This window comes from Amycolatopsis sp. NBC_01307, assembly GCF_035975215.1.
In the GTDB taxonomy this organism is placed as follows: domain Bacteria; phylum Actinomycetota; class Actinomycetes; order Mycobacteriales; family Pseudonocardiaceae; genus Amycolatopsis.
This window is the reverse complement of the sequence record NZ_CP108403.1, coordinates 3,733,926-3,759,239: the sequence shown is the minus strand read 5'-3', so window position 1 is coordinate 3,759,239 and position 25,314 is coordinate 3,733,926. Positions and strand designations below refer to the sequence as shown.

The following is a 25,314-nucleotide window of genomic DNA, read 5'->3' as shown; positions in this document are numbered from 1 at the left end:
CGGTATCGCCCGCTACCGGCTCAGCACCGACGCCGGCGGCAACGGGATCGAACCCGGCATGGCGATCACGTCCTTGTTGTCGCCGCCTTCGAACCTGCTGCGAGCCGTCGCGTACGGGCCGACGTTCTCCTTCGTGACGAACGTGAGGCCGGTGTCGGTGACCGGCGGCGCGACCAGCGTGCCGGACAGCCGGAACAGGTAGAGGTAGAGCACCGACAGGAACCCTTGCAGGTACGGGGACTGGTCGATGGTGAAGTCGAGCGCGCCGCTTTTCACCCCGGTGACCGTGTCGTCGAGCAGGTCGAACCCGCCGCCGCCGATCTTGCCGGACAGGCCGCGGTCGGCGATCAGCTTCGCGCACGCGGCGGTGCTGCCGGCGTCGACCGCGTAGATCCCTTTGACCCCGGTGTTCCCGGTGTACGCGGCGGTCATCGCGTTGAGCTCGCCCGCCTGCTCGGCGCCGGTGTTGACCGACCGGACGCGCACGCCCGGCGCGGCCTGCTTGAGCGCGTCGGTGATGCCGTCGAGCCGCGGCTGGACGTTGTTGCCGCCCGGCTGGGAGATGCCGACCAGGATGTCGCCGGAGGTGACCTTCTGCCCGATGCGCTGTCCCATCCGGAAACCGGACAGGTACAGGTCCTGGCCGACGTAGGTGAGCGGGTAGTTGCCGGCGGCGTCGGCGTTGTAGGCGAGCACGGGAATGCCCTGGCCCAGTGCCCGCTTGGTGAGGTCGACGAACGCGTTGTCGTCGGTCAGCGCGACCGCGATCCCGTCGGCCTTGCCGGTGATCGCGGTCTCCATGGCGCTCGCCATCTGGGCGACGTTGCCGTTTTCGGAGCCGGTCCACTGTGGCTCGGGGACCCCGAGCAGGGCCGCGGCGTCGGCGAGCCCGGTCCGCGTCGGCACGAAGAACGAGTTCGTGGTGACGTGGTTGACGAACACGAACCGCCAGCCCGGCGTGCCCGGGAAGGGGCCGGCGTGACCGCCGTTCTGGGCTTCCTGGACGCCGGTGCACGCCGCGAGCAGCGTGCTCGCGGTGATCGTCGCGCCGCCCGCGCCCAGGTACCTGAGCGCGGTCCTCCGGGAAGTGGTGCCGGTTCCAGCTCTCATCGTGACCCCGCATTCATCGCAGCGGCAGTGCTTCGTACGACGGGTCTCTCGTGGTGAGGCATCGACGACGGTAGCAGACGTATGATGTCTCGACTAGGTTCTCGCGGATCTGACCCCGCTTCTGGACTTTTCGGCGGCAAAAGCGTAGCCATACGTATGTTGTCTCATCGTTCGCTTGGTGAGAGGTGGCGGACTTGCCCGAAGTGATCAGCGCGATCGAGGCGCTCGACGTCCGCTTTCCGACGTCGCTGGACCTGGACGGTTCGGACGCGATGAACCCGGAACCCGACTACTCCGCCGCGTACGTCACCATCCGCACGAGCGCGGGGGCGGAGGGGTACGGCCTCGCGTTCACCGTCGGGCGCGGCAACGACGTGCAGGTCGCCGCCGTCCGGGCGCTGGTGCCCCTGGTCGCGGGCATGCCGGTGGACGACGCCCTCGCCGATCTCGGTGGCTTTTCGCGGCGCCTGACCGGGGACAGCCAGCTCCGGTGGCTGGGCCCCGACAAGGGGGCGATCCACATGGCGGCGGCCGCGATCGTCAACGCCGTGTGGGATCTGCGGGCCCGCCGGGAAGGCAAGCCGGTCTGGCGGCTCCTCGCCGAGCTGCCGCCGGCCGAGCTGGTTGACTTGATCGACTTCCGGTACCTGAAGGAAGCGCTTACCCGCGACGAAGCGCTGGACATCCTCCGGCGCGCCGAACCGGGCCGGGCGGCTCGCCAGGCGGACCTGCTCGCGTCGGGCTATCCGGCCTACACCACCACTCCCGGCTGGCTCGGTTACTCGCCGGAGAAGCTGGCTGCGCTCGCATCGGCGGCGGTCGCGGACGGGTTCACGCAGATCAAGCTCAAGGTCGGGGCCGACCTCGACGAGGACGTCCGGCGGCTGCGGCTGGCGCGCGAGGTCGTCGGCCCGGACGTGCGGATCGCGATCGACGCCAACCAGGCGTGGGGCGTCGAACAGGCCATCGCGTGGATGCGGCCGCTGGCTGAGTTCGACCCGTACTGGATCGAAGAACCGACCTCGCCCGACGACGTGCTCGGCCACGCCGCGATCCGCCGTGCCGTGGCGCCGATCAAGGTCGCCACCGGCGAGCACACGCACAACGCCGTGATGTTCAAGCAGCTGCTGCAGGCGGAGGCGATCGACATCCTCCAGCTCGACGCGAGCCGGGTCGCCGGCGTCACCGAGAACATCGCGATCCTCTTGCTGGCCGCGAAGTTCGGCGTGCCGGTGTGCCCGCACGCCGGTGGGGTCGGGCTCTGCGAGATGGTGCAGCACCTGGCGATGTTCGACTTCGTCGCGGTGAGCGGGACCCGGGCCGACCGGGTCATCGAATACGTGGACCACCTGCACGAGCACTTCGTCGACCCGGCACGCGTCGAGCGGGGGAGGTACCTGGCGCCGTCCCGGCCGGGCCTCGGCGCCCGCCTGCACCCCGAGTCCCTGGCGCGCTACCGGTACCCCGACGGTCCGGTCTGGCGCGCGGGAGCGGTGGTGGTCGCGTGACCACCGGCCCGAGAGTCCTTCCGCAGCCTGTCAATGAGGAGAGGTCATGAAGATCCGCTACCTGTGCTCGGCCGCGCTCGTCGCGGCCGGCGTGCTCGCCGGTTGCAGCGGCGGGGGCACCACCGCGTCCGGCGGCACCGTCATCGGCGTCGACTACCCCCGCTCGGACACCGACTTCTGGAACGCCTACATCAAGTACGTGCCCCAGCTGGCCGGTCAGCTGGGACTGGAACTCAAGACCACGAACTCGCAGAACGACGTCGCCACCCTGACCGCCAACGTGCAGACGATGATCAGCCAGGGCGTCAAGGGTGTCGTCATGGCGCCGCAGGACACCGCGGCGATCATCCCGACGCTGCAGCAGCTGGCCGGGAAGAAGATCCCGGTCGTGTCCGTCGACACCCGCCCCGACCAGGGCGACGTCTACATGGTCGTGCGGGCGGACAACCGCGCCTACGGGGAGAAGGCGTGCCGGTTCCTCGGCACGAAGCTCGCCGGCCAGGGGAAGGTCGTGATGCTGCAGGGCGACCTCGCGTCGATCAACGGGCGGGACCGCACCGACGCCTTCAACGACTGCATGAAGCAGAACTTCCCCGGCATCACGGTCTTCGGTGAGGCCACCAACTGGGACGCCGGCACCGCGGCCCAGAAACTCCAGACCAGGCTGACCGCGAACCCGGACATCAAGGGCGTCTACATGCAGTCCAGCTTCGCTCTCGCGGGGACGTTGCAGTTGCTGAAGCAACGGGGCCTGCTCGTGCCGGCCGCTGACCCGAAGCACGTGTTCATCGTGTCCAACGACGGGATTCCCGAGGAGCTCGAGAAGATCCGCGCCGGCGAGATGGACGCGACGGTCTCCCAGCCCGCGGACCTGTTCGCCAAGTACGCGCTGCAGTACGTCAAGGACGCCATCGCGGGCAAGAAGCCGGTGCCGGGCAAGACCGACCACGACAGCACCATCGTGGCCATCCGCGACGGCCTGATGGAGGACCAGCTGGCCGCGCCGCTGGTCACCGCGGACGGGGCCACCTTCGGTCCGGTCGCGAGCGTCAAGGTCGACGACAAGTCCCTGTGGGGCAACAGCAAGAGCTGACCGTGACCGGCTTCGGAGTGGAGGTGGACATGGGTACCGTGCCGGTCGTCGAAGCGCGGCAGGTGGTCAAGCGCTACGGCGCCACCGTCGCGCTGGACCACGCCGACCTCACCGTCCTACCGGGACAGACGCACGCGCTCGTCGGCCGCAACGGTGCCGGGAAGTCGACGCTCGTCTCCGTCCTCACGGGACTGGGTCAACCGGATTCCGGCTCGCTGAAGATGAACGGCGAGCCCGCGCCGGGACGGTCCGATCGGGACGCCTGGCGGTCGCTGGTCGCCTGCGTGTACCAGCACTCGACGATCATCCCGGACCTGTCGGTGGCGGAGAACCTGTTCCTGAACCGGCAAGAGACCGTACGCGGCTTCGTCCGCTGGTCCGCGGTGCGCCGGGCGGCCACCCAGCTGCTCGAACGCTGGTCGGTCGACGTCGACGTCCGCCGGCCCGCGGGTGAGCTCGGGGTCGAGCAGCGGCAGTTCGTCGAGATCGCGCGGGCGCTGTCCTTCGGAGCGCGGTTCGTCATCCTCGACGAGCCGACCGCGCAGCTGGACGGCGGCGCCATCACCCGGCTGTTCGGGCACATCGCCGACCTGCAGCGCCAGGGCGTGACGTTCCTGTTCATCAGCCACCACCTGCAGGAGGTGTACGAGATCTGCGACACGGTCACGGTCTTCCGCGACGCCCGGCACGTCCTGACCGCGCCGGTCGCCGAACTGCCGAAGGCCGCCCTCGTCGCGGCGATGACGGGGGAGAACGCCGTCGTGGCCGAAGAACGCGCGTCCTCGGCCCGGCTCGGGGTGCCGCCGGTGCTCCGGGTGCGCGGGCTGAGCCTCGCTCCCACGTACGAGGACGTCTCCTTCGACGTCGCGCCGGGGGAGATCGTCGGCCTGGCCGGGGCCGGCGGCAGTGGCAAGACCGAGGTCGCCGAAACGCTGACCGGGCTGCGAAAGGCCGGTTCGGGAACCATCCTCGTCGGGGAACACCGTCCTCGCCCCGGCGACGTCCCGGCGGCGCTCGCCGCCGGGATCGGCTTCGTCCCGGAAGACCGCCACCGCCAGGGACTCGTGCCCGAGATGTCGGTCGCGGACAACACCACCCTGTCCGTCATGGACCGGCTCGGTCCCGGCGTCTTCGTCCGGGCCGGTCTTCGCGACCGGCTGGCCGGGGCGCTGATCGACCGGCTGGAGGTGAAGACGCCCGGGCCGGAACTGGCGGTGTCGGCGCTCTCCGGCGGCAACCAGCAGAAGGTCGTCATGGCCCGGGCCCTGGCCGGCGATCCCCGGGTGCTCGTGCTGATCACCCCGACCGCGGGGGTGGACGTGCGGTCGAAGGAGTTCCTGCTCGGCAAGGTGGCCGAGGCCGCCGCCGGGGGCACCGCGGTGCTGATCGCCTCGGACGAGCTGGACGACCTGCGCCTCTGCGACCGCGTGCTCGTGCTGGTCCGCGGGCGGCTCACTGCGGAAATCCCCGCCGGCCGGCCGGACCACGAGGTCGTGGCCGCCATGGAAGGAGTCGATCTCGATGCCGGATAGCCCTGTCGCCGTGCGTGCCGAGGCACGGACCGAACCCGCCGCCACCCGGCCGCCGCGGCGGATCGCGCTGGCCCGTGTGCGCGACTTCGCGCTGGTACCCGGGATCGTCGCGATCGCCGTGGTCGGCCAGCTGGTGAACCCCGTGTTCCTCCAGTACGACAACGTGATCAACATCCTGCAGACCATGTCGGAGATCGCCCTGCTCGTGCTGGCCCAGACGCTGGTCCTGGTCGTCGGCCGGATGGACCTGTCGCTGGAGTCCACGTTCGGCCTGGCTCCCGGCGTGGCGGCCTGGCTGACGATCGACGGCGGACATTCGCTCGGCCTCCTGCCCGCGTGGACGGCGGTGCCGCTGGTGCTCGTCGTCGGAGTCCTGGTGGGTGCGCTCAACGCCCTGCTGATCGTCCGGTTCGGGCTGAGCGGGTTCGTGGTCACCCTCGGCATGCTGATCGTGCTGCGCGGCCTGCTGACCGGGATCTCCGGCGGCCAGACGTTCTTCGGCATGCCCGACGCGATGCTCTACCTCGGCACCACGCTGTGGGCCGGGATTCCGGCGTCCATCTGGATCTGCGTGCTGCTGTTCGCCGGCGGCGTCGTCCTGCTCGGCCACACCCGGTTCGGCCGCAGCCTCTACGCGATCGGCGGCAACGAAGACGCGGCGAAGGCGGCGGGCATCCGGACCGATCGGGTCGTGTGGATCGTCCTGATCGGGGCGAGTGTGCTGGCCGCGCTCGGCGGGCTGCTGCTCTCGGGCCGGCTCGCGTCCGTGGCCGCGGGGCAGGGCAACGGCTACATCTTCACCGTCTTCGCCGCGGCGGTGATCGGCGGGGTCAGCCTGAACGGCGGCCGAGGCACGCTTTTCGGGGCTTTCACCGGGATCCTGCTGCTGTACATGATCCAGAACGTGCTCACGCTGGCCGGGGTGCCCGCGCAGTGGATCGGGGCGCTCAACGGCACGATCATCCTGGTCGCGCTGGTGATGTCCCGGATCACCAGCGGCAAGCGGCAGAGCTGAGCCGCTACTGCTCGCCGAGGATCGGCAGCTCGGCCAGGTGGGCGCGCAGCCAGCGTTCGGACGTGTCCACGTGCATCAGCGCGGCCGCGGTGGCCACGGCGGGGTCGCGCCCGGCCAGGGCGTCGTAGATCGCCTTGTGCTGCGCCAGGGTCACGTGCGTGACGCCTCGGTCGACGGTGCCGCGCCAGATCCTCGCCCGCAGCGTGCGCGAGGAGATGCCGTCCAGCAGCGCGGTCAGGGTTTCGTTGCCCGACGCGGTGACCACCGCTCGGTGGAACGCGGCGTCGAGCACCGTCAGGCGCTCGACGTCCTCGACCGCCTCCTGCATCGCGTCGAGCAGTTCGGCGACGGTGCGGAGCTGGGCGTCGGTGATCCTGGTGGCGGCGACGCCGGTCGCGGCGGGCTCCAGGAGACGGCGCACCTCGGTCAGCTCGAGCACGCTGCCTTCCATCAGCGACACCGCGTTGCCCAGGCCTTCCAGCAGCAGGCTGGGCGCGAGGCTGGTGACGTAGGTGCCGTCACCGCGCCGGACTTCGAGGACCCGGGCCAGCTCCAGTGCCTTCACGGCTTCCCGGGTGGGGCTGCGGGAGATGCCCAGTTCGGTGGCCAGTTCGTGCTCGGGCGGCAGCCGGGAGCCCGCGGGGAACCGCCCGGACCGGACGAACTCCCGGATCCGGTCGATCGCGTCGTCGGTCAGAGACCTCGCCATGGTGCTCCTCGGGCAGTGAACTGCCCGAGATCCTAACAGCCATATGATGAATGTCGCGAGAGTAGTGAGTTTTTCGCCTGATTCGACGAGAACAAGGCGACTGGCTCGCTCACGGTTGCCGAGACATGTGATGTTCCATCAAGCCGGCGCTGTGGCGATCCACTCGCGGAGTGCCGCCGCCTTGTCCGGGTCCGCGTCCGGCACGGGCACGCCGTTGATCGTCGCGACCAGGGTCTGGTATCGGATCAGCAGCTTCACGCCGGCCGGCTCCGCAATCCCGGCGACTGGACCGTCCCGGTGAGCATCATCATTTCAGTTGGGCGTTGGGCTCGAAGAAGTTCCACCCGGCAGCACAAACTGCGATGGATGAAAGGGGGTCGCCCTGTGTCCGCCAAGGTCCGTAGTAGTTGGAGTAGTCGAAGCTGCCACTGGGAGTCAGGTACCGACAGCGGGCCACTGCTCGGAACTGCGTCCCCGAAGCTGACGCGTAGCAGTAGGCCGTCGTCCCGTTGTTGTACTTCGAGGCGCTGCAGTAGTTGGGAGCTGCGGATGCCGGCGACGCCAGGGGAAGGGACAACCCGGCAGTCGTGAGTGTCGCGGCGATCATGATCTTTGCGGTCCAGGATTTCATCGTTCCTGCCTTCTGGCGTAAGGACAGCTGCACGGCGTTCACTCCATCGGAAACAGGCTGGTTGAGTCGCCGGCCGGAACATCACACAGATGGACTAGTGCCCGATGGGCTCGGCGGCGACACTCCGCGTCAGGGCGGCGCGGCGACTCTTCGGAATTCTGCGGCGACCAACGATGTCCGCGTCGCCGCCGAGCGTCGACGTGCCGCCCAAACGACGACAGGTCGTAGGGTGTGTAGTCCAAGCTCAATGTGGTGAACGCGGTTCCCTCCGCGCGCCTGGTCGAGTTGGGCGGCGATACCAGATCTGGCTCGGAACTCGGGTCTGCGCGTACCGTCCGTCACGACAATTCATCCCGTGTCGGTCTCCTGCCTCCGTGAACAGCACGATTACGGGGACGAGCCAATCGGTCGGCAGCTTGCTTCCACCGCGCCCCTGCACCGCCTTCAGCATCGAGCGATCCGAGTAGGCGCAGGAGGCCGACGATGCGTTGGATTGCGGCAGCGGAGGCGGGTTGCAGGAGCCGACGGAGGTCCTGAAGACTCACTGGCGTAAGCGCATGCCGACGTCAGATGCCGGCTTCCGATCGCAGCTTTGAGGTGCTGGATGTAAATCGGGCCGAGCGGGCGAACCCAACCCGAGAGGAAGCCGGCGTCGTCGCTTCGCGCGATGTAACCTTCGGTCTCCACCCTGTTGATCAAGCCGGGCGCGATGGTCTGCCCCGTCCAAAGCTCCAACCATCGTCGGGCGATCGCCGGCCACGTGTTGAACTGGTCACCGAAGTAACTCGACCAGCGGGCTAGGTCCTCGAGGCTCTCTGTGGACGCTCGTCAACGGGCGTCATCTGGAGCAGGTGCTGGCCGAGTACGTCGATCACTTCAACCGGCATCGACCTCATCGCTCGTTGGGCCGACGACCGCCCGACCAGGTGCTGGTTCCCGTGCGGATGGCTGGCGTCGGGCGGGTTCGTCGGCGTGATCGGCTCGGTGGACTGATCCACGAATATCAGCAGGTCGCATGATGTGACAAAGTTTTCGGCACCCACAGGATCGACTTCGCGGGGCCCTGCCCGCCGCGGCCGGCCCAGCCCAGCCGCCGTCCGACGGCCGGAAGACCAAGGAGACCACGCCCACCGCCGCGACAGCCGGAACCCCACCCCACCGATCAGCACCGACCAAGGCAGCCGGGCGGGACGGACCGACGTCAAGCGCGAATCATCGAGGCTGGGACGCCCTGATTCACGGCTGCCCTAATTTGGTCGCGGCTTGTACGGCGCGCCCGAGAAGAACGGGACGGGATTGGTAAGCCTGGGTTGCCAGTGGGGAGTACCGACGTCTGCCCCGTCCACTCCCAGTACGCCGAGTCGCTCCAGCCGCCGGATGGCGGTCCTTCGTGGATCGGTGTCCGCCGAGGCGACCCAGTCCCGCCACGTCGTCCACTTCTCGTGGTCGTAGGAGTGTCCTGAGTAGTCACCGGTGAACAAGATGGCGTCCCGTACCATCTCGCCCTGTTCAGTGCCGCTCAGGGAGGGATTGAGGAAGTAGGAGGTATCCCACGCCAACCTGAGGTTTCCTCCTGCGGACGCATGCAACAAACCCGAGTGAAAGGCGACCACGTCGCCCGGCTCCGTTCCAATCGAATAGGAGGGTACGGGCCAATCGCGCCACCCTATCGGCAAGCCCTGCCGGTCCGGGTCCTGGCCCATGTGCTCCCAGAAGGCGGCCTGTGTCGGAATCAGGTGCGATCCGGGCATCACCTGGAGTTGACCCGATTCAGGAGAGCACGCATCCAGGTAAATCATGAACTTGACGCCCTGCACATCGGCGGCCATGTCGGCGTGCCACCTCGTGTTGGCGCGGTAGCACACCGCTGCGCTGTTGGTCGGGACGGTTGGCCCTCCCAACAGATAGTGCGATGCCTGCCAGAACCTGGGGTCGTCGGCCACGAGACTCGCGGCCAACGGAGTATCGGCGTTCATGGTGGGAATCACATAAGCGGGCACCGCGGCGACCTCGGCCTCGGTGCCGCCCCGCCAGACTTGATCGCCGTACCCGCCCGTCAGGGCCTCGACGGATTCGGCGCGAAGCTGCGCCGCCTCGGCCTTGGTCAGCAGCCCGCGGAGTACGACGAACCCGAAGGCCTTGAAATGCGACACGTACTTATGATCGATCATTGGGCTTCACCATGATCCCTTCGGCGAAATTCCGGTACCTGGCACCGACCCCGCTTCATCAGATCGGGTCAGAGGTCGAGCAGTTTCATCTGTGCTGGGGAGTAGCGATCTCCCAGTACGTACTGGTCGAGGTCCTCGAGCTGGGCGAGGAGCTCCGCCGGAACGGTCAGCTGTGCGGCCTGGACGTTGTCGCGAAGATGCTTGAACTTCGTGGTACCGGAGATCGGGACGATGTCCCGATCTCGGCTCCACAGCCATGCCAACGCCAACTGGGCGGGCGTGCACCCCGCAGCCTCGGCGATCGAGCGGACGCGCTCGGACAGCTTGAGATTCATGCGCAGGTTGTCTTCGCTCCACCGTGGACTTTGACGGCGATAATCAGACGGGCGCAAGGCTGATGGTGTGGAGAACTGCCCCGTGAGAAGACCGGCGCCGAATGGACGATAGGCGGCGATTCCAATGTTCAACTGCCGGCACACGCCCAGCAGTTCCCGTTCGGCGAAGCGGGTAAGCAGAGAGTACTCGATCTGGACCACGCTGATGGGGTGGATGGCGTGCGCGGAGCGCACGGTCTGGCTATTGACCTCGGACAGACCGATGTGCCGGACGTCACCGCGCCGCACGAGTTCTGCCATCGCGCTCACCGTTTCCTCGATCGGAATGTCGGCGTTCCGCCGGTGCAGATAGTAGAGATCCAAATAATCCGTGCCCAAGCGCTGCAGAGAATCGTGGCAGGCCTGTCGCGCCCATTCGGCGCTGCTGTCGACGCGGATGGCGCCCTGCTGTCCGAAACGAAGCCCAAACTTGGTAGCCACGACGATATCGCTACGCCGTGTGATTGCGCGGCCGACGAGACGTTCGTTCTCGCCGAGCTGGGCACCGTAGACATCGGCGGTGTCCAGCATTGTGACACCTAGCTCGACCGCCCGAGCGACATACCGCCGGACGCTGCGCGCGCCGGCGATTCCTCGAGCGGTAAGGCCGGCACAGCCGAGCCCGAGAGCTGACGTGGACAGTCCTGACCCCAGGATGGTGGTCCTCAATTTCGCACCCGCTCAGGAGAGGTAGTCCGCGGCCTCGGAGCCTTCGCGAACCGTGTCGAGTGTGAAGCAGTGCAGCCCACCGCCGAAGAGGCGTCGATGCCGGTGCCGGAACGTGCCGACAGTGAAACCGTGCCTTTCAAGTGTGCGGACGAGTTCCGGGTTGGCCTCGTTGGCCAGAACCGTGTCCGGGCCGACCGACAGGACGTTGAGGTCGATGTACTTGGTGGTGAGTACGAGGTCGTCGTCGTCGTACGTCGGGAAGTTGTTCTCCTGAGGTTCAGGTGCATAAATGACATCCCATTTCTGCAACTCATCTGGGAGCGCGTTGAAAATGGCCGGGGTTCGCACCAGTAACAGGCCAGGCCGAAGTGGAAGAATCATGCTGTCGATGTGACTGTCGGCCAGTGCGTAGACCGGCAGGATCGTGAAGCGATCGGCCAGGTGACGACGGAGCCAATCGCCGGCCATGCGGTGGTTCGCTGTGGTCATATTGACCAGGATGTGTTTGCCCAGTCGCACGCACTGTGCGGCGTCGAACATCATCTCGAAACCAACGTCTAGCGGGCCTGGTTGGGGATCGCGCACCAGTTCGACCAGGCCACCCTTGACATAGGAGGGATCGAACGACGAGTCGGTCATCAACGGTCGAGGCATCACCGTCCAGCGCGCCCCCTCGTTGAAGTACTTGTGGAAGATCGGCTTGAGGAACTGGGTCTCGAAATATCGCGACCGCAGCATGGGGGGAGTTTCGATGATCTCGTCGCCGAGAACCAGGGTATTGTCGCGGACGTTGAGCGGAGGTACTACGGACGCCGTCCAGGCTGGTGTCCGGACCTCGATATTGTCGTCCACTGCCAGCGGACGGTGCACCGTGACGCCCAACCCTGTCAACAGGTCTGCCATCCCCTCGACGTCTTCGTTGAGCTCTTCGACGTACTGCCTCTTGATGGGGAAGCGAGGGGGCGCTTCGGACTCGGCTTGCCCGGACAAGGGCGTCAGCCGGGGGTAGTACATGTGGTCGTAGAAGGACTTCTGATCGGCCAGCTGATCGTAGAAGAACATGTCGAAGGACAGGTCTCGCTCATGCATGGTGTAGTTCTGGGCAGAACCCAGGACAACTTCTTTGAGTGGGGACCATTCGTCAAAGCTATTGAGCTTCATATTTCTCCATTTGCATGCTGGTGACTGTGTCCGGAGGTTCGTCCCGTGTTTTCTCGATGATGGTTACCAACATCACGGCAGCGTTCACATATGCATTCTGGCCGCCGAACGATGTCGGTGTCAGCTGTGCTCTGCCGCCTCGCCCGGGGCGTCGACGGGGCGATCATCGCCGGTGAAATCGCGCAGTTCGCGGCTGAGCGCGGCGACGACTGCGGTCAGCACGAGCACGCAGCCGAGGACGATCAGTGCGTTCGCCCCGCCGATGGCCGCCGCGAGGAAGCCGCCGAGGGGTGGGCCAAGAGGTGCCAGCGACCGTTCGCACACGGTGAGCACGGCATCCATCCGGCCGAGCATTTCCTTGGGCACCAGTTGAACGAACACTGCGCCCATCACGACATTGAGCGCCGGTGTTGCCAGCGACAGACAGATCAGCGGGACCGTTGGCCACCAGGGTCCCAGCGGCAGCGCCATCGTGGCAAGGCAGGCGCCGAACGTCCCCAGGACTGCCAGCAGCAACTTCCCGGGCGGCAGGATGTTGCCGGTGCGGGGCGCTGCGATCGCGCCCACCAGCCCCCCGATCCCGATCCCGGCCAGCACGATCCCCGTGGCCACGTCACTGCCGCCGCGTTCCTGGACGAGCACGATGACCGGAAGCAGGAACGCGCCGCCGATCAGGTTGAGGATCAGCACCGCACCGGTGATGTTGCGCAGACCGCGCTGCCGCCAGATCCAGGTGAACGCTTCGCCGAGTTCCGCTCGCATGCTCGGCTTCCTGGCTTCCTCGGCGGAGCTGGCGGAGGAAGGTTCGGATGTCAGAACCGGGCGCCGGGGTACTTTGGCAAGTACGGCACAGATTGTGGCGGCGAGGAACGTGACCGCGTCGACGAGGAAGGGTATCGTGCGCCCGAAACTGTACAGGAGCCCGCCCAAGGGCGGCCCGACGAGCCGGGCGGCGAGGCTGCGCGCCTCTTCCTGCGCGAATGCCTGGCGGAGCTGCGGCGGAGGCACCACGCTACCGATTGCGGTAGTCCGAACCGGCCCAACGAAGCAGCTGCAGATCCCGTCCACCACCGCGAGCGGAACGAACGCCCAGATCCATTTCTCGCCACCAAGGACCGCCACCGCCAGGACTGCGGCCGTGCCGGCCTGAACCGCCTGGCTGGTTACCAGCGTTCTGCGGCGGTCCCATCGATCCACCCACACGCCGGCGGGGATCTGTGCGAGGAGAGCCGCCGCACTACGTGTTCCGGCGACCACGGCTGCCAACACCGCGGACCCCGTCGTCGCCAACACCAGCAGTGGCGTGGCCAGGCGGGTCAGTTCCGTGCCCACCGAGGAGATCGCACTACCCGCCCACAGCAGCTGGAACGTGGTGTTGCGGCGCAACGGAACGAGCTGAGTCATTCGACCATTCCCATCGCTCATGGCTGTTGCAACCTGGGCAGTGGGCTCGGCGACGTCGCCGACGGCGCGTCCGATGCGAACTCGGCGATGATGGCTGCCGAGTCCCGCTTGCCCGACAACGTCAACGGGAGCTGGTCCACTACGCGATAGAGTCCAGGGACCATGTACGCAGGTGCCGTCTGTCGCAGGTCGTCGGCGACCCGTGCGACCACGTCGGTGGCCACCAGCTCGGCCGCCACGATCATGGCGGCCAAGGTTGTTCCCAAGTGGGTCTCCACCGCAACGACCGCTGCCTCGCGCACCAACGGGTTCATCTGGAGAATGGTCTCGACCTCCTGCAGTTCGATCCGATATCCACGTACTTTGACCTGCTGGTCGACTCGCCCCACATAGTCGAGCTCGCCATCGGGCAGCACCCTGACCAAGTCGCCGGTGTGGTAGCAGCGGGTGGGTTGGCCGCCGCCACCGACGGGCAGCTTCCGAAAGCGTTCGCGGGTCAGGTCCTCCTGGTTGAGGTAGCCGGTGATGACGCTCGGACCCGACAGCCACAACTCGCCGACCGTCCCCCGACCGGTCGGCCGTTGGCGTGCATCCAGTACGTGCACGCCAACATGTGGCAGGCCACCTCCGATCGGGGATGCCGCAGCACCCGCCAGGGTGCCCGCATCCAGCCGTTTGAAGGTCGAGTGCACCGTGTTCTCGGTGATCCCGTACATGTTGATCATCGAGGGAGCGGCGGGGCCGAGCCGCGCGACGAAGGCGTCGACGACATCCATAGAGACCTTCTCGCCGCCGAAGATCAGGTATCGAACGTCCGCCGGGCGATCATCGGTCGCCATCCACTCCTGCGCCAAGTAGCGGAAGACCGAGGGGACCTGATTGAGGATCGTTATCCGATTCTCCTTCAGGAAGCTGACGAACGTCCTAGGGGCGAGGATCGTCTTCCACGGCGCCAGTACGGCGGTCGCGCCCGTGGACAGTGCCCCCCAAAGCTCCCACACCGAGAAGTCGAAGCAGAACGAGTGGACCACCGCCCATCGGTCGTGCGGTGAGAAGTCGAACAGGTTCAGTGCACCGTCGAGCATGGCGAGGACGTTGCGGTGGGTCACCACGCACCCCTTGGGTGTTCCGGTGGAACCGCTGGTGTATATGACGTATGCTGCGCTGTCACCCGCCGGGGGGTCGAATCGATCGACACAGGTCGGATCGGCGGCGGCGGCGTCCGCGTCGCAGTCAGTGAACCGATGGTCATGCAGTCCCACCGCTATCGCGGTGCGCCGTGCACCCACGATGTGGGTCATCTGGGCGTCTTCGGCGATGAAGTTCAACCGACGCCGGGGATAGCCCGGATCAAGGGGGACATACGCCGCGCCGCACTTCAGAATGGCCAGGAGAAGAACGATTGTGTCCATGTCTCGATCCGCCAGCAAGCCGACGAGTTCGCCTGGGCGCACCCCGGCACGAAGCAGGCGACGTGCCGCGGCGTCGCTCGCCCGGTCCAGATCACTGTAGGTCGCCTGGTCGTCGCCGCTGACCACGGCGATCGAGGCGGGCGCCTCGACGGCACGGCGGCGCAGCAGGTCTGTCAGAGATTCCATACTCGCGATTTTGGTTCTTGGCTCGGAAACGGCAAATCCGTCGGTGACCGTCGACGCATCGACTTCTGCGGTGCTCACAGGCGCGGAGAGGTATCAGTCTGCGCGGGGTGGGGGGATGCCTGCTGGACGGTTGCGTCACACGAGTTAAGGATGCACTCCACGACACCCCGCACACTCCTCCCATGGAATACGAAGTCATAGTCGAAATCTATGCCTTGGGCTTGTATGGCTTGGGCCAGTTGTACGACGAGCAGGGAATGCCCTCCGAGCAAGAAGAAATCATCGTCGCCGCGCACCGTGTCCACCCGTAACACCCGGGCAAACTCCTGTCCGACGAGCGTCTCCAATTGTTGGCGGTTGTACACCACGGTTACGTACCCCCTGTCGCTACGCAGCTACCGTGTGCCGACGACGAGCGCGCTGTCCGACCGTCTGTCGATCCACACTCGACGATCCGTCAAGCCCCAGCGATGTGTCTATCCGGGGAGTGTACCCGGAGTCTGCCCGAGGAGCATACCCGTGACCAGCAGGATTTCGGTCTGTTGATAGAAGGGCGAGCCAATCGCGCCCATGCTGGGACGTAAACGTCCGTGAAGGTTCCTGCAGGCGTGGACCGGCTGCGTTCTGGCCACCCTGGGTGACCACGGCCACCACGGGGAGCACTTTCTGTAGCCGCATAGCGCCAATGGTCCGCGCATTCCGGCCGGGGCGTCGTTCAGAAAATCATCGTGATGGACTATTGACTGTGCGGGAACACAACTACTCTGCGAGTGATCCTCTTGACATGCAAAGTTGACTGCTATACCGTCAAAAACGCTCCTTAAACAGTAATATGAACGGTGAGGGAGGAGGTGGACCATGCGGTCGATTCGTTTTATCGCTCGTGCTGCGGGGTTTGGTCGTCTTATGCGCAAGAACCCCACTGGTCGTTTCCACTACCACTACAGTTAGGCCACTCTTGCTTTCGGCTGACGAAGTGCGACGCCTGAGTGTGCTTCGTTTTTGATTAACTGCACGACGGGATGGCAGGTCGTCAGCGAAGTCCTGCGTGGTCGGCGACAGGGTGGCGGGTGCCCAGGGAATTCGTTCGGGGGTCATCTCGACAGTACAGCCGTGAAAGATGTTTCGCGGTCGATGGGGGATGGCCGGGCAGCGATCCGGCGGCGGTGTGCCCTGCGTCGATGGTTCGCAGTGGCCGTGACGACAGACCGGGCCCCGCCACTTCTTCAGGTGCGCGCGGTATCGCGCTCGACCTCCATGGGTTGCCGGCAAGGGGCAGATGTCGTTGCGGTGCGCGTAGTGCGACCGGTCCACGCAGTGAACCAATGCCACCAATCACAGGGCTACCGGTGACACCGACGCAGGCCCACCAGGGCGGCCATCACCCGCAGCTCATGGCCCTGCCGGAGTCGACCGGCCGTGTCGCCGGTGGACCCCGGGGCGAATCGAACTCGGCCACCACGGGCCGCAGCCACCTCGATGACAAGCCTTCGACTCGCCACTCCGTGACCACGGTGGATCGCTCCAGCAAAAGATCATTCCACCAGGTGGCCACAGCCATGCACGAAATCGGGTGGTACTTCGCGACTGTCGACCAGGCTCGGACGGCCCGCGTCGGAGCCTCTCGTACGCCGTCCCACCTGCCGTCGAGCAGCTTGTTTCTCCAGCGTCGAGCAGCCTGTTTCCGGCTCGCCGCGCGATTTCGGGGCATCCGTTACGCTCGCCGAAGCCACCCTCACCCGGGTCACGACCCGCATGGCGGCGCCGAACTACGCCGTCGTTGCCGGTGCCGTGGCGCCCACCGGCCGGCCTACCGGCCAGGCCGACCGTCGGTGCTACGCCGCCAGACACCGCCGCCACGGCGGCTGCGTCCGGGTCATCGGGCGGTGAGCTCGACGCGATGGAGGGGACGGACGGCGAGTGAACTCATTCGCCTTCCCGCAGCCTGTACCGCTGCAGCTTGTTCGTGGCGGTCCGCGGTAGCTTCTTGATGAAGTCGATGTGCCGCGGGTGCTTGTAGGCGGCGATGGAGCGCTTGACGTGGTCCTGCAGTTCCGTCGCCAGCTCCGCGCCAGGAAGGTGGCCGGTCCGGATGACAATGTAGGCGGCCACCACCTGGCCGAGCTCATCGTCGGGTTTACCGACCACCGCAGCCTCGGCGACTGCCGGATGAGTGAGCAGGACGGACTCGACCTCGACGGCGGAGATGTTGTGACCGGCGGAGATGATCATGTCGTCCGACCGGCCCTGGTACCAGAAGTATCCGCCGGCGTCCCGGACGTAGGTGTCGCCCGTGATGTTCCAGCCGTACTTGACGTACTCGGACTGACGGTCGCCATACAGGTAGCGGCAGCCGATCGGGCCGCGAACGGCGAGCCGACCCGGCGTCCCGTCGGGCACCTCTTGCCCGTTCTCGTCCACGACCTTGGCCAGCCAGCCGGGGACCACCCGTCCGGTTGCGCCGGGCCGGATGTCGTCGTCGGCGGCCGAGATGAAGATGTGCAGCAGTTCGGTTGCGCCCAACCCGTCGATGATGCGGAGACCGGTTGCTTCGTACCATGATTGCCAGGTCCGCACGGGTAGATGCTCACCAGCCGAGACGCATCGGCGCAGGGAGCTCAGATCCACGTCCGCGATGTGGTCGAGCAGTGCGCGGTAGGCCGATGGTGCCGTGAACAGTACCGAGATGCGGTGCTTGGGAATGGCCTCCAGCAGGCCGGCCGGCCCGGGGTAACTCGGGAAGACGGTGCGCGCTCCGGCCCGAAAGGGGAACAGTACCAGGCCGCCCAGGCCGTAGGTGAAACCTAGTGGTGGCGTGCCGGCGAACACATCGGTCGACCTCGGCGCCAGCACCTGGGTGCTGAAGGTGTCGCAGACGGCCAGCACGTCTCGGTGAAAGTGCATGCATCCTTTGGGTGAACCGGTCGTGCCCGAGGTGAATGCGATGAGGGCAACGTCGTCAGCCGCGGTCGGAACGCCGGCAAATCCGGGCTCCGCGCGGCGAGCCAAGCCACACAGGTTCTCTGGGTCGTCGTCGCCGAAGCAGGCGAGGGTCATTCCGGCGACACCGGCCGCGAGCACTTCGGACCTGCCCCCTGCGTCGCACAGGGCAAGGCCAGCCGAACTGAGCCCGGCGATCGTGGCCAGCTCCTTGCTCCGGAGGTCCGGCGCGACCGTCACGGCCACCCCGCCTGCCATCACGGTCGCGAACCAGCACGCGACCAGCCAAGGCGAGTTGGATCCGTAGAGTAGAACGCGATTTCCCGGAACCAATTCGTAGACCTCGGTCAGTACCCGGGCGAGCCGGTCGACGGTGTCGGCGAGCTCGCCATAGGTCCACGTCCCGGCATCGTCCACCATGCACACTTGCTCAGCCCCGAACCGCTCCACCGCTTCGGTCAGGAGGACGCTCGCACAATTGAGGACGTCCGGGTACGACGGCGAGGTGTCGAGTAGCTCCGGCCAAGTTTCCCGGGCCGGCAGGTGGTCTCGGGAGAACGAATCGACGTGAGCGGAGTGGCCATAGGCCATAGCTACCATCCTCAACGGGATACAGGAGGTGTGTGTGCGGCGAACTGCGGTCTGGCCATCCAGCCCCCGATCCAAGCACGTGAGACGCGGCCGTGAACCCCACGTTTCGGCGCGGACCTTCGATGATGTCCTACCCGTTCGGGATCGGCCTGTCCACCCGCACCCGCAGGCGACCCCATCCGGCCGAGCCGCCGCCCTCGGGCTTGTCACGCAACTTCATCGCGGGACCAGCCTCTCCTGCCGACAGTGAAGATCACTCACCGCATCGAGGTTACGAGAAGAGTCACTAGGTCGGACTAATGCGTAGAGGAGGGCCACTCTTGACACACAAAATTGTTCAGTCTAAAGTAAATAGAGATATCAGTGCCAGGTTAAATGGGGGAATGGGTCATGCGGTCGATTCGTTTCATGGCTCCCATCATGGGGGGCGACCAGAGTCTGCGCTGGAATCTGGTGCCACTGTTTCCTGTCGATACTCCTAGGGCGAGCAGGCTTCGACTGGCAAGGGTCAGCGACTAGATGGTGCGCCTGCTTTCTCATCCTGACAACCTCTGGAAAGAGATGGTTAGGATCGAGAAAAAATGCTACGGCAAGATGGCATATCGCACCATCTCCGGCGAGATTGTCGTGTGTCATCCGGAACTTGCTCGCTCGGTGTTGGCCGAACGAGGGGAGTCGGTGGCGCGCACGCCGCCCTTCTGGCGTAGCGGTCTGGGGCCACTTCCTGACGAGGCTCGGAGGGCACTGAACCGGTGGGTGGTGCAGCGGCTCTACGAGCAGGATCCGGTGGAGTCTGCGGAGATCGCCCTGCGGCGTGTCCTCTCTGCCGACGGGGATCTGCATGCGACCTGCGTTCAGAGCCTGGTTGACGGTCTCAAGGTTCCCATGGGTTGCGGGGAAGATCCAGAACTCGAGCGTGTCGTACGCACCTTCTTTGAGAGCGTGTTCCTGCCGACGATCCTGGGCACCATCACGAAACGCCGGAACGAGCGACTGTTCGAGAACTGCTCGGTAGCAGCAGGAAAGTGTATAGCGAACTCCTGGCCCGAACTTTTTCCAGCGAATCTGGGCTTCGAAGACGAGCCGGACTTTCTGGCTAGAATCGGAGACCTGTACCTGCGCCGGACGGCGGCATTCGTGGCTTCCACGTCCATCGCCCTGGCCTGGCTGTTGACAGTGTTGTTCTCGCAGGACCAAGTATCTCTGCGCGGGCCGCTGCCGCGCTCGGAGCTTGACGAAGTCGACCCCCAGTGGATTGCGCTGGAGTGCCTACGGCTGTGGCCCCCTTCGTGGCGGCTCCGACGCAATGTGACGAGTGATCAGGTGATCGGGCCAATCTCGGCCTTGGCCGGCGATAATCTCCACGTACTCTTGTATGCGATTCAGCGTCACTCGGACTTCTGGGCTGACCCTCATTCGTTCAAGCCTGCTCGCTGGCAGGATACTTCTCCGCGAGAGCTGCTGGCCTTCGGGAGTGGGCCAGGATCCTGCGTCGGTGCGCGGTTCGCCACCGAATGGCTCACCGCCGCCGTGTCCATGCTGCGCAGGGAGCACCTGAAGGTCTCCCAAATCGGCCGCCGCCCGCATGTGACGACGAGCTTTTCTCCGCCCATATCCCATGTGAGCCGTGGCTAGTGGATCGGCATCCGTCGACAACAACGTCAAGTATGCGAAACGGAGACTACGGGACACCAGCCGGGTCGACGGCGTACCCCTGGCGCTGATCGATGAGCATTAAGGAAGGAATCCCCGAATGGTCGATCATTCCGACGCCCGATCGTCCCTCGCAGTGGAGATCCAGACCCAGCTTCGCCGCCATCCGACCGTGGCGCAGGCGGCGGTGACGGTCAAGTCCTCTTCCGGCAGCGGGCAGGCCTCCGAACTCAAGGCCTATGTGGTGCCGGTCGTAGAGCAAGGCGTCGATACCGAAGAATTGTACCGGTACCTACGGGAGCGCCTGCAACCCGGACATGTCCCATCTCGGATACACGTCGTCGATCTGCTGCAGCGCGACGAATCAGGCCACATCGACTGGGAAGCGCTCGAGCGCCATGTGCAGTCGACGGCGCCGGTCGACGAAATACCCGACATCCGGACGGATGTCGAGGAGCGGTTGACCAGGATCTGGGAGTCACTCCTCCGTCGATCCAACGTGGGCCTCGACGAGAACTTCGTCCGGCTGGGGGGCGACTCGTTGCAGATGTTGCGGATGATCACCCTCGTTCGTGAGGAGTTCGGACAACGGCTGAAGGTTGAAGATGTGCTTCGGGAGCCAACGATCCGAAACGTCGGACAATTGCTGAAAGACGCCGCTGAGGCCACGCCCTGACATGACGAAACTCCTCATCGGAAACGACTTCATCGACGAGATCAGAAGCGACGACGCGTCCACCGGTTGGTGGGTACAGCGTATAGCATGGTTCGCCGAGCACGGTGACGTGCTCGTGCTGGGCGAACCTCCCGACTGGGACTTCCTGCGGTATGTGGGGCGGATGCTTCGTGTCGAGCCGCGCTCGTGGACAGTTGTCGTGGTACAGGACTACCTGCCGGGCACGGCAGAGGTCTCCGGCGAAACCCTGCTGCATCCAGACGTCGTCGCGGCGTTGCGGACCGCCGTCGAGCGGGCCGGGGTCGACCGGATGGTGCCGGTGTGGCCCGATCCGGCGGTCGGCGTGCTGGCCGAGATTCTGGGTCTTGAACATGCACTGCCGGGCTATGGATTCATCAGGCAGTCCGGAGGCCGGTACGGCTCCAGCAAAGCTCTGTTTCGCGCCGCTGCCGCCGGCTGCGGAGTCCCGATCGCGCCCGGTGCGATCTGCACGACGCGCACCGACATGATCCGTGAAGCACGCCGGTTGTTGGAACAGTACGGCGTGGTCATGTTCAAACACGAGTTGATCCAGGCGGGCAGAGGAAATGAGATAGTCAGTCTGGGAAAGCGGGTCCAGCCCATCGGAGCTCCGCGAGTCGTGGAGCTGTCCCACGATTCCGAGATCGACGCGTACGTCGCGCAAAGATGGGACTGGCTGAGCAGCGGAGGACGGGCCCGCTCGATTGTCGAGCGGTACTATCCGGGAAGTACCACTTTGATCGCCGAGTTCGAGTGTACCGATGAGGGCGTTCGATTCGACTGCGACGGAGAGCTGCTCCTGGCTCCGCTGATGGCCGGACAGGTACTGCCGGCGCAAGACCTCGAAGACTCCGTGCGTGCGGATCTGTTCGATGGGGCCGACCGTCTGGCGCATGCTCTGCAAGCGCTCGGCTATCGCGGAACGGTGTCGCCCGACGCCATTGTCAACGACCACCGCGAAGTCATCTTCACGGAATGGAATGCGCGCATCACGGGGTCGACGCACCTCCACGCCGGAATAGGTCGGAGAGTGGTGGGCGACGCCTTCGGCAAGGACAGGTTGGTCATGGAGAGACTCTGGCCATCTGGTTGGTCGGTGACCTCGTTCAGCGACGCCAGCCAGCGCCTGGAAGCCTCCGGGCTGGCGTATGACGACCGATCCAGGGAAGGTGTCGTTCTCAACACCGCGTTCGATGGGCGAGGCGGCCTGATCTATTCCGTGGTGGCCGAGGACGTCGACCGATCATACGATCTCGACCGGTCCCTCAAGAATGTGTTCGGGAGATGAGCGTCGTGCCGTCGGCCGACAGCGCGTTCTACCGGCCGGCATCCCCGGCACAACGAGGCATGTGGCTCAGCTGGACGTTGAAGCCCGACAAGTCGATGTACGTCAACGTGTATGCCTATCTGCTGTCCGGACCGATCGACATCCGGGTGCTGGATGAAGCCTTTCGCGATCTGCTGCTGGAACACGAGGTGCTGCGCACCGGACTGCTCCAGGTTGAGGGTTCCGTCGTTCAGTACACCAAGGCGCCGACCGACGAATCCGCCTTGGACGTCGAGGACTGGAGCCGGCGACCGGTGACAGCGGCGGATATCGACACTTGGATCTCTGAACAGCGAAATACACCCTTCGACCTTTCGGACCCCCCACTCGTCCGCGCTGCCCTGCTGCGGCTCGACGCACAGCGTGCCGTACTGGCGGTTCGGCTGCATCATGCCGTGACGGACGGAGAAAGCCACAGAATGCTGTGCACAGAACTGACTCGCCTGTACCGGGACTGTGCAGCGGGCAGACGGAGTACTGCCGCCACCTATGCACTGCCGATGCGCCGAGTCGAACAAGAGCGACGCTGGCTGGGGTCAAAGGAGTACGTTGAGGCGCTGACTCATCGCCTCGCGGAACTGAGGCGAGCCGACATCATCGAGTTCCCGGCGCCGACGGATGAGAGTCCGCTCGTGGGCAGCTCCGTCATTTCCATTCCGCGCCGGCAGGTCGGCGCGCTTCTGGAGCACGCTCAAAGCATGGGCGTAACGCCCTTCAGCACACTGCTCACGGTAGTGTCCGGCGTGTTGTACCGGGTCTCCGGGAAGGACCAGTACATCGTCGGACTGGCGATGAGCACTCGCGACGAATCTGTCGAGAACCAATTCGGATATTTCGTCAATCTGGTTCCGGTAGCACTGTCCTTCGACGAGGACATGACAGCAGAGGATCTCTTGTTGTCGACGAGCGGCAGCGTGATGTCGGGCATTATGGTGCGGTCGATCCCGTTCGAGGAACTCGTGGCGTCGCTGCCGGAGTTGCGGCCGGTCGGCCGACCGCCGGTCGTGCAGGTCGTCTTCGGCGTCGACGACGCATCCGACCGGAACCATCGGATCTCGATCGAGGGTGTGAGCAGTGAGAACATTCCGGTCACCGGGTCCGCGTTGGAGTTCGACCTCGAGTGCGCATGCACACTCACTGCCGAGGAGTTGGTCGTCAGGCTCTACTGGTGCAACGCTCTGGGGGATTCCCACGTCGCGTCACTTCTCAACGAGATCGACCGAACTCTCCGGTGGCTCAACACGCACCTCGGCTCGCTCGTACGTGAATGGCCTGTCGAGTTGCGGTGGGAGAGGTAGCCGGTAGTGCGGGTCGAGCATCTCACCGACATCGAGCTCCAGGGCTGGCTGACACTGTTCTGGATGGGGCAGGACGGTCAGGATGTCGTGCTGCGGGAGGAATGGGACCTGGATGTACGGTCCAGTGCGTCGGACGTGCTCGACGGGGTAGCGAGACTATGCGCGCGCCACGAGATTCTACGCTCGAATTTCGGCATCGATTCCTCCGGTGATCCGGTGCGGATGGTGACGGACCCGATCGACTTCACGCCACCGGTCACCATCGTCGACAGCGGCTCGCCGGAGTTCGCCCCGGAAATCGGCGGCGCGGTATCGGACGGTCGCTACTTGTGGCAAATGGTGTTGGCCGTCGACGGTGGGGCCGTGTCGTCGGTGCGGTTGTATCTGCGACATATCCTGGCGGACGCGTTCGGAATGGCGGTGTGGCGCACGGATCTGAGCTCGGCGATCCTTGACCCGGAGTGGGATCCGCCGCTACCGGTGGTCGGTCGTCAGTTCACGTTGACGGGGGAGACCGGCCGGACCGGCAACGAGCAACGTACGGCCGGGTGGGCCCATGCGCCGCAGGCCGTGGTGCCCGCTGTCCGGTCAACGGTACCTCATTCCCACTACTGCGCCGCTACGGCGGTGCCGGGGCTGGGCACTGAACTCGAGGTCCTCGGAGATGACGCGGGTGTCGGTAGCACAGTCTGCGCGAAGTTCGCGGTGGCGTGGGCAATGTCGCAGTTGTCCGGCCAGTCGAATGTACTTCTGGCCAATGTGGTGTACACGGACAGCTTCGAAAGCAGGGAGATCGCCTGCCGGACCTTCAATGTTCGAGAATCGATCAGCATTCGAGCCGAGGACACGTTCCTGTCCGCACTGCGGGAAATGCGCCGAAATTCATTGGACGCCTACATGGCCTTGATGGAGTGTGGCTTCTCGTCCGACATCGATCGCGATGCGCTGATCCTGCAGCGGCGCGGAATCGGCGGTGCCGCTCCGACATATTTTGACTATATCCCACTGCAACAGATGGCGGCCGAGGTGACCGAAATTGTGGAGGGGCAGAAACAAGCTGTCAGCTCCATTGGCCAGAACATGGTCGACTGCCTGTCCCCGGTGTTCATCTTGGAGCAACTCAACGACAGTGATGTTCGAATGAATATCTTGGCGGACGACAAGGTGATTTCCCGTGATTTGGCGCTGGAATTGCCGTTCATTGTGTATCGGTTTGTGCGGCTGGCCAGGCGGTTGTCGATGCGGGTGGCGACCGCGCGGGAGTTGTTCCGCGACAGGGACCGGCTTCATGTAGGCAGCCGGCTCGTCGCGAACAGGTGGGTGCAGACCGATGTGCTGCGGTCGTGCCTGGTGGATGCCCCGGGCGTCCTGGACGCCACCGTGACGGTGACGGAGGACAGGGTCCGTGCCGATGTCGTTCTCGCCGACGGCGCAGCTGTATTCGATGTACACGAGTTCATCACGGCGCACGTCTTCGCGGACCGCAGGATTTGCGCACCGGATGTCTATCGATGGAGGACGGCGCAGTGTCAGGTTTCGAATGAATGGTTTCCCGGCAGCGGTGCGGTGCCGCGGCTGCCGTGCCGGACGAGGAACGAAGAGGTCCTAGTCGAGGTCATGGGCGAGCTGCACCAGGAGAAGGTCTCGAACCTGGCTCTCACGTATCTTGGTGCGGGAGGGCGCCTCCGAAGGGCGCCGGCAGTCGTGGAGCGATTGCGGCTGCGCGGGTTGGCTGGACTGCGTAGAGAACATTTCGAGACGACGTTCTCTCTGCGGATGCTCGGCACGCTACTGCGTCCGATCGATGTGGTAACCCCGTACTCCTAATCTCGG

At 65.5% G+C, this 25,314-nt stretch carries 19 protein-coding genes; 10 read left to right on the top strand and 9 right to left on the bottom strand.

Translation table 11 applies throughout. The features are described 5' to 3' along the window. Positions 1 to 12 precede the first annotated feature (12 nt). Positions 13 to 1,110, bottom strand: a complete 1,098-nt coding sequence (locus OG439_RS15645; RefSeq protein WP_326950073.1) for a substrate-binding domain-containing protein — start codon at positions 1,108 to 1,110, stop codon at positions 13 to 15. Between the two features lie 185 nt (positions 1,111 to 1,295). Here OG439_RS15645 and OG439_RS15640 point away from each other — a divergent pair, with 185 nt between their 5' ends. Genes OG439_RS15640 through OG439_RS15625 form a run of 4 tightly spaced genes read left to right on the top strand, consistent with a single transcriptional unit; the run spans position 1,296 to position 6,258 of the window. Then, positions 1,296 to 2,618, top strand: a complete 1,323-nt coding sequence (locus OG439_RS15640; protein ID WP_442792306.1) for an enolase C-terminal domain-like protein — start codon at positions 1,296 to 1,298, stop codon at positions 2,616 to 2,618. Positions 2,619 to 2,664: 46 nt separating this feature from the next. Beyond that, entirely contained in the window at positions 2,665 to 3,711 is a 1,047-nt protein-coding gene (locus OG439_RS15635) for a sugar ABC transporter substrate-binding protein (RefSeq protein ID WP_326950071.1), read from the top strand. A gap of 29 nt (positions 3,712 to 3,740) precedes the next feature. Further along, complete coding sequence (locus OG439_RS15630) at positions 3,741 to 5,243, top strand: sugar ABC transporter ATP-binding protein (protein ID WP_326950070.1); 1,503 nt, start codon at positions 3,741 to 3,743, stop codon at positions 5,241 to 5,243. Beyond that, entirely contained in the window at positions 5,233 to 6,258 is a 1,026-nt protein-coding gene (locus tag OG439_RS15625) for an ABC transporter permease (RefSeq protein ID WP_326950069.1), read from the top strand. The genes OG439_RS15630 and OG439_RS15625 overlap by 11 nt, the downstream gene beginning before the upstream one ends. Before the next feature lie 4 nt (positions 6,259 to 6,262). Here OG439_RS15625 and OG439_RS15620 read toward each other — a convergent pair whose 3' ends face one another. Beyond that, positions 6,263 to 6,967: a FadR/GntR family transcriptional regulator gene (locus OG439_RS15620; RefSeq protein ID WP_326950068.1), complete on the bottom strand. Its 705-nt coding sequence runs from the start codon at positions 6,965 to 6,967 to the stop codon at positions 6,263 to 6,265. Positions 6,968 to 8,413: 1,446 nt separating this feature from the next. Here OG439_RS15620 and OG439_RS15615 point away from each other — a divergent pair. Continuing rightward, positions 8,414 to 8,617, top strand: a complete 204-nt coding sequence (locus tag OG439_RS15615; protein ID WP_326951557.1) for an integrase core domain-containing protein — start codon at positions 8,414 to 8,416, stop codon at positions 8,615 to 8,617. A gap of 228 nt (positions 8,618 to 8,845) precedes the next feature. Here OG439_RS15615 and OG439_RS15610 read toward each other — a convergent pair whose 3' ends face one another. The 7 genes from OG439_RS15610 to OG439_RS15580 all read right to left on the bottom strand — a co-directional run bounded on the left by OG439_RS15610 (position 8,846) and on the right by OG439_RS15580 (position 18,506). Then, positions 8,846 to 9,769: a phytanoyl-CoA dioxygenase family protein gene (locus OG439_RS15610; protein ID WP_326950067.1), complete on the bottom strand. Its 924-nt coding sequence runs from the start codon at positions 9,767 to 9,769 to the stop codon at positions 8,846 to 8,848. A 68-nt stretch (positions 9,770 to 9,837) separates the two neighbouring features. Beyond that, positions 9,838 to 10,812, bottom strand: coding sequence for an aldo/keto reductase (locus OG439_RS15605; protein ID WP_326950066.1), 975 nt, complete (start codon positions 10,810 to 10,812; stop codon positions 9,838 to 9,840). Positions 10,813 to 10,824: 12 nt separating this feature from the next. Then, positions 10,825 to 11,973 carry a glycine amidinotransferase gene (locus OG439_RS15600; RefSeq protein ID WP_326950065.1) on the bottom strand — a complete coding sequence of 383 codons (1,149 nt, stop codon included), beginning with the start codon at positions 11,971 to 11,973 and terminating at the stop codon, positions 10,825 to 10,827. Between the two features lie 120 nt (positions 11,974 to 12,093). Continuing rightward, positions 12,094 to 13,377 (bottom strand): MFS transporter, encoded by a 1,284-nt coding sequence (locus OG439_RS15595; RefSeq protein WP_326950064.1) that lies wholly within the window; start codon positions 13,375 to 13,377, stop codon positions 12,094 to 12,096. Positions 13,378 to 13,394: 17 nt separating this feature from the next. Beyond that, positions 13,395 to 15,053, bottom strand: coding sequence for an amino acid adenylation domain-containing protein (locus OG439_RS15590; RefSeq protein WP_326950063.1), 1,659 nt, complete (start codon positions 15,051 to 15,053; stop codon positions 13,395 to 13,397). After that, on the bottom strand, positions 15,050 to 15,271 hold the full coding sequence (locus OG439_RS50265; RefSeq protein WP_442792335.1) for a phosphopantetheine-binding protein: 222 nt from the start codon (positions 15,269 to 15,271) through the stop codon (positions 15,050 to 15,052). The genes OG439_RS15590 and OG439_RS50265 overlap by 4 nt, the downstream gene beginning before the upstream one ends. A 1,630-nt stretch (positions 15,272 to 16,901) precedes the next feature. Next, on the bottom strand, positions 16,902 to 18,506 hold the full coding sequence (locus OG439_RS15580) for an AMP-binding protein (protein ID WP_326950061.1): 1,605 nt from the start codon (positions 18,504 to 18,506) through the stop codon (positions 16,902 to 16,904). Positions 18,507 to 19,025: 519 nt separating this feature from the next. On the opposite strand from OG439_RS15580, the gene OG439_RS15575 reads away from it, so the two are divergent. From OG439_RS15575 to OG439_RS15555, 5 genes are all read left to right on the top strand, one after another. After that, complete coding sequence (locus OG439_RS15575) at positions 19,026 to 20,141, top strand: cytochrome P450 (RefSeq protein ID WP_326950060.1); 1,116 nt, start codon at positions 19,026 to 19,028, stop codon at positions 20,139 to 20,141. 154 nt (positions 20,142 to 20,295) lie between these two features. Next, a complete protein-coding gene (locus OG439_RS15570) occupies positions 20,296 to 20,835 on the top strand; it encodes a phosphopantetheine-binding protein (RefSeq protein WP_326950059.1) in 540 nt (179 codons plus the stop codon). 1 nt (position 20,836) lies between these two features. Next, a complete protein-coding gene (locus OG439_RS15565; RefSeq protein ID WP_326950058.1) occupies positions 20,837 to 22,144 on the top strand; it encodes a peptide ligase PGM1-related protein in 1,308 nt (435 codons plus the stop codon). Next, on the top strand, positions 22,141 to 23,481 hold the full coding sequence (locus OG439_RS15560; protein WP_326950057.1) for a condensation domain-containing protein: 1,341 nt from the start codon (positions 22,141 to 22,143) through the stop codon (positions 23,479 to 23,481). The genes OG439_RS15565 and OG439_RS15560 overlap by 4 nt, the downstream gene beginning before the upstream one ends. A 6-nt stretch (positions 23,482 to 23,487) precedes the next feature. Further along, positions 23,488 to 25,308 (top strand): hypothetical protein, encoded by a 1,821-nt coding sequence (locus OG439_RS15555; protein WP_326950056.1) that lies wholly within the window; start codon positions 23,488 to 23,490, stop codon positions 25,306 to 25,308. The last annotated feature ends 6 nt before the right edge of the window (positions 25,309 to 25,314 follow it).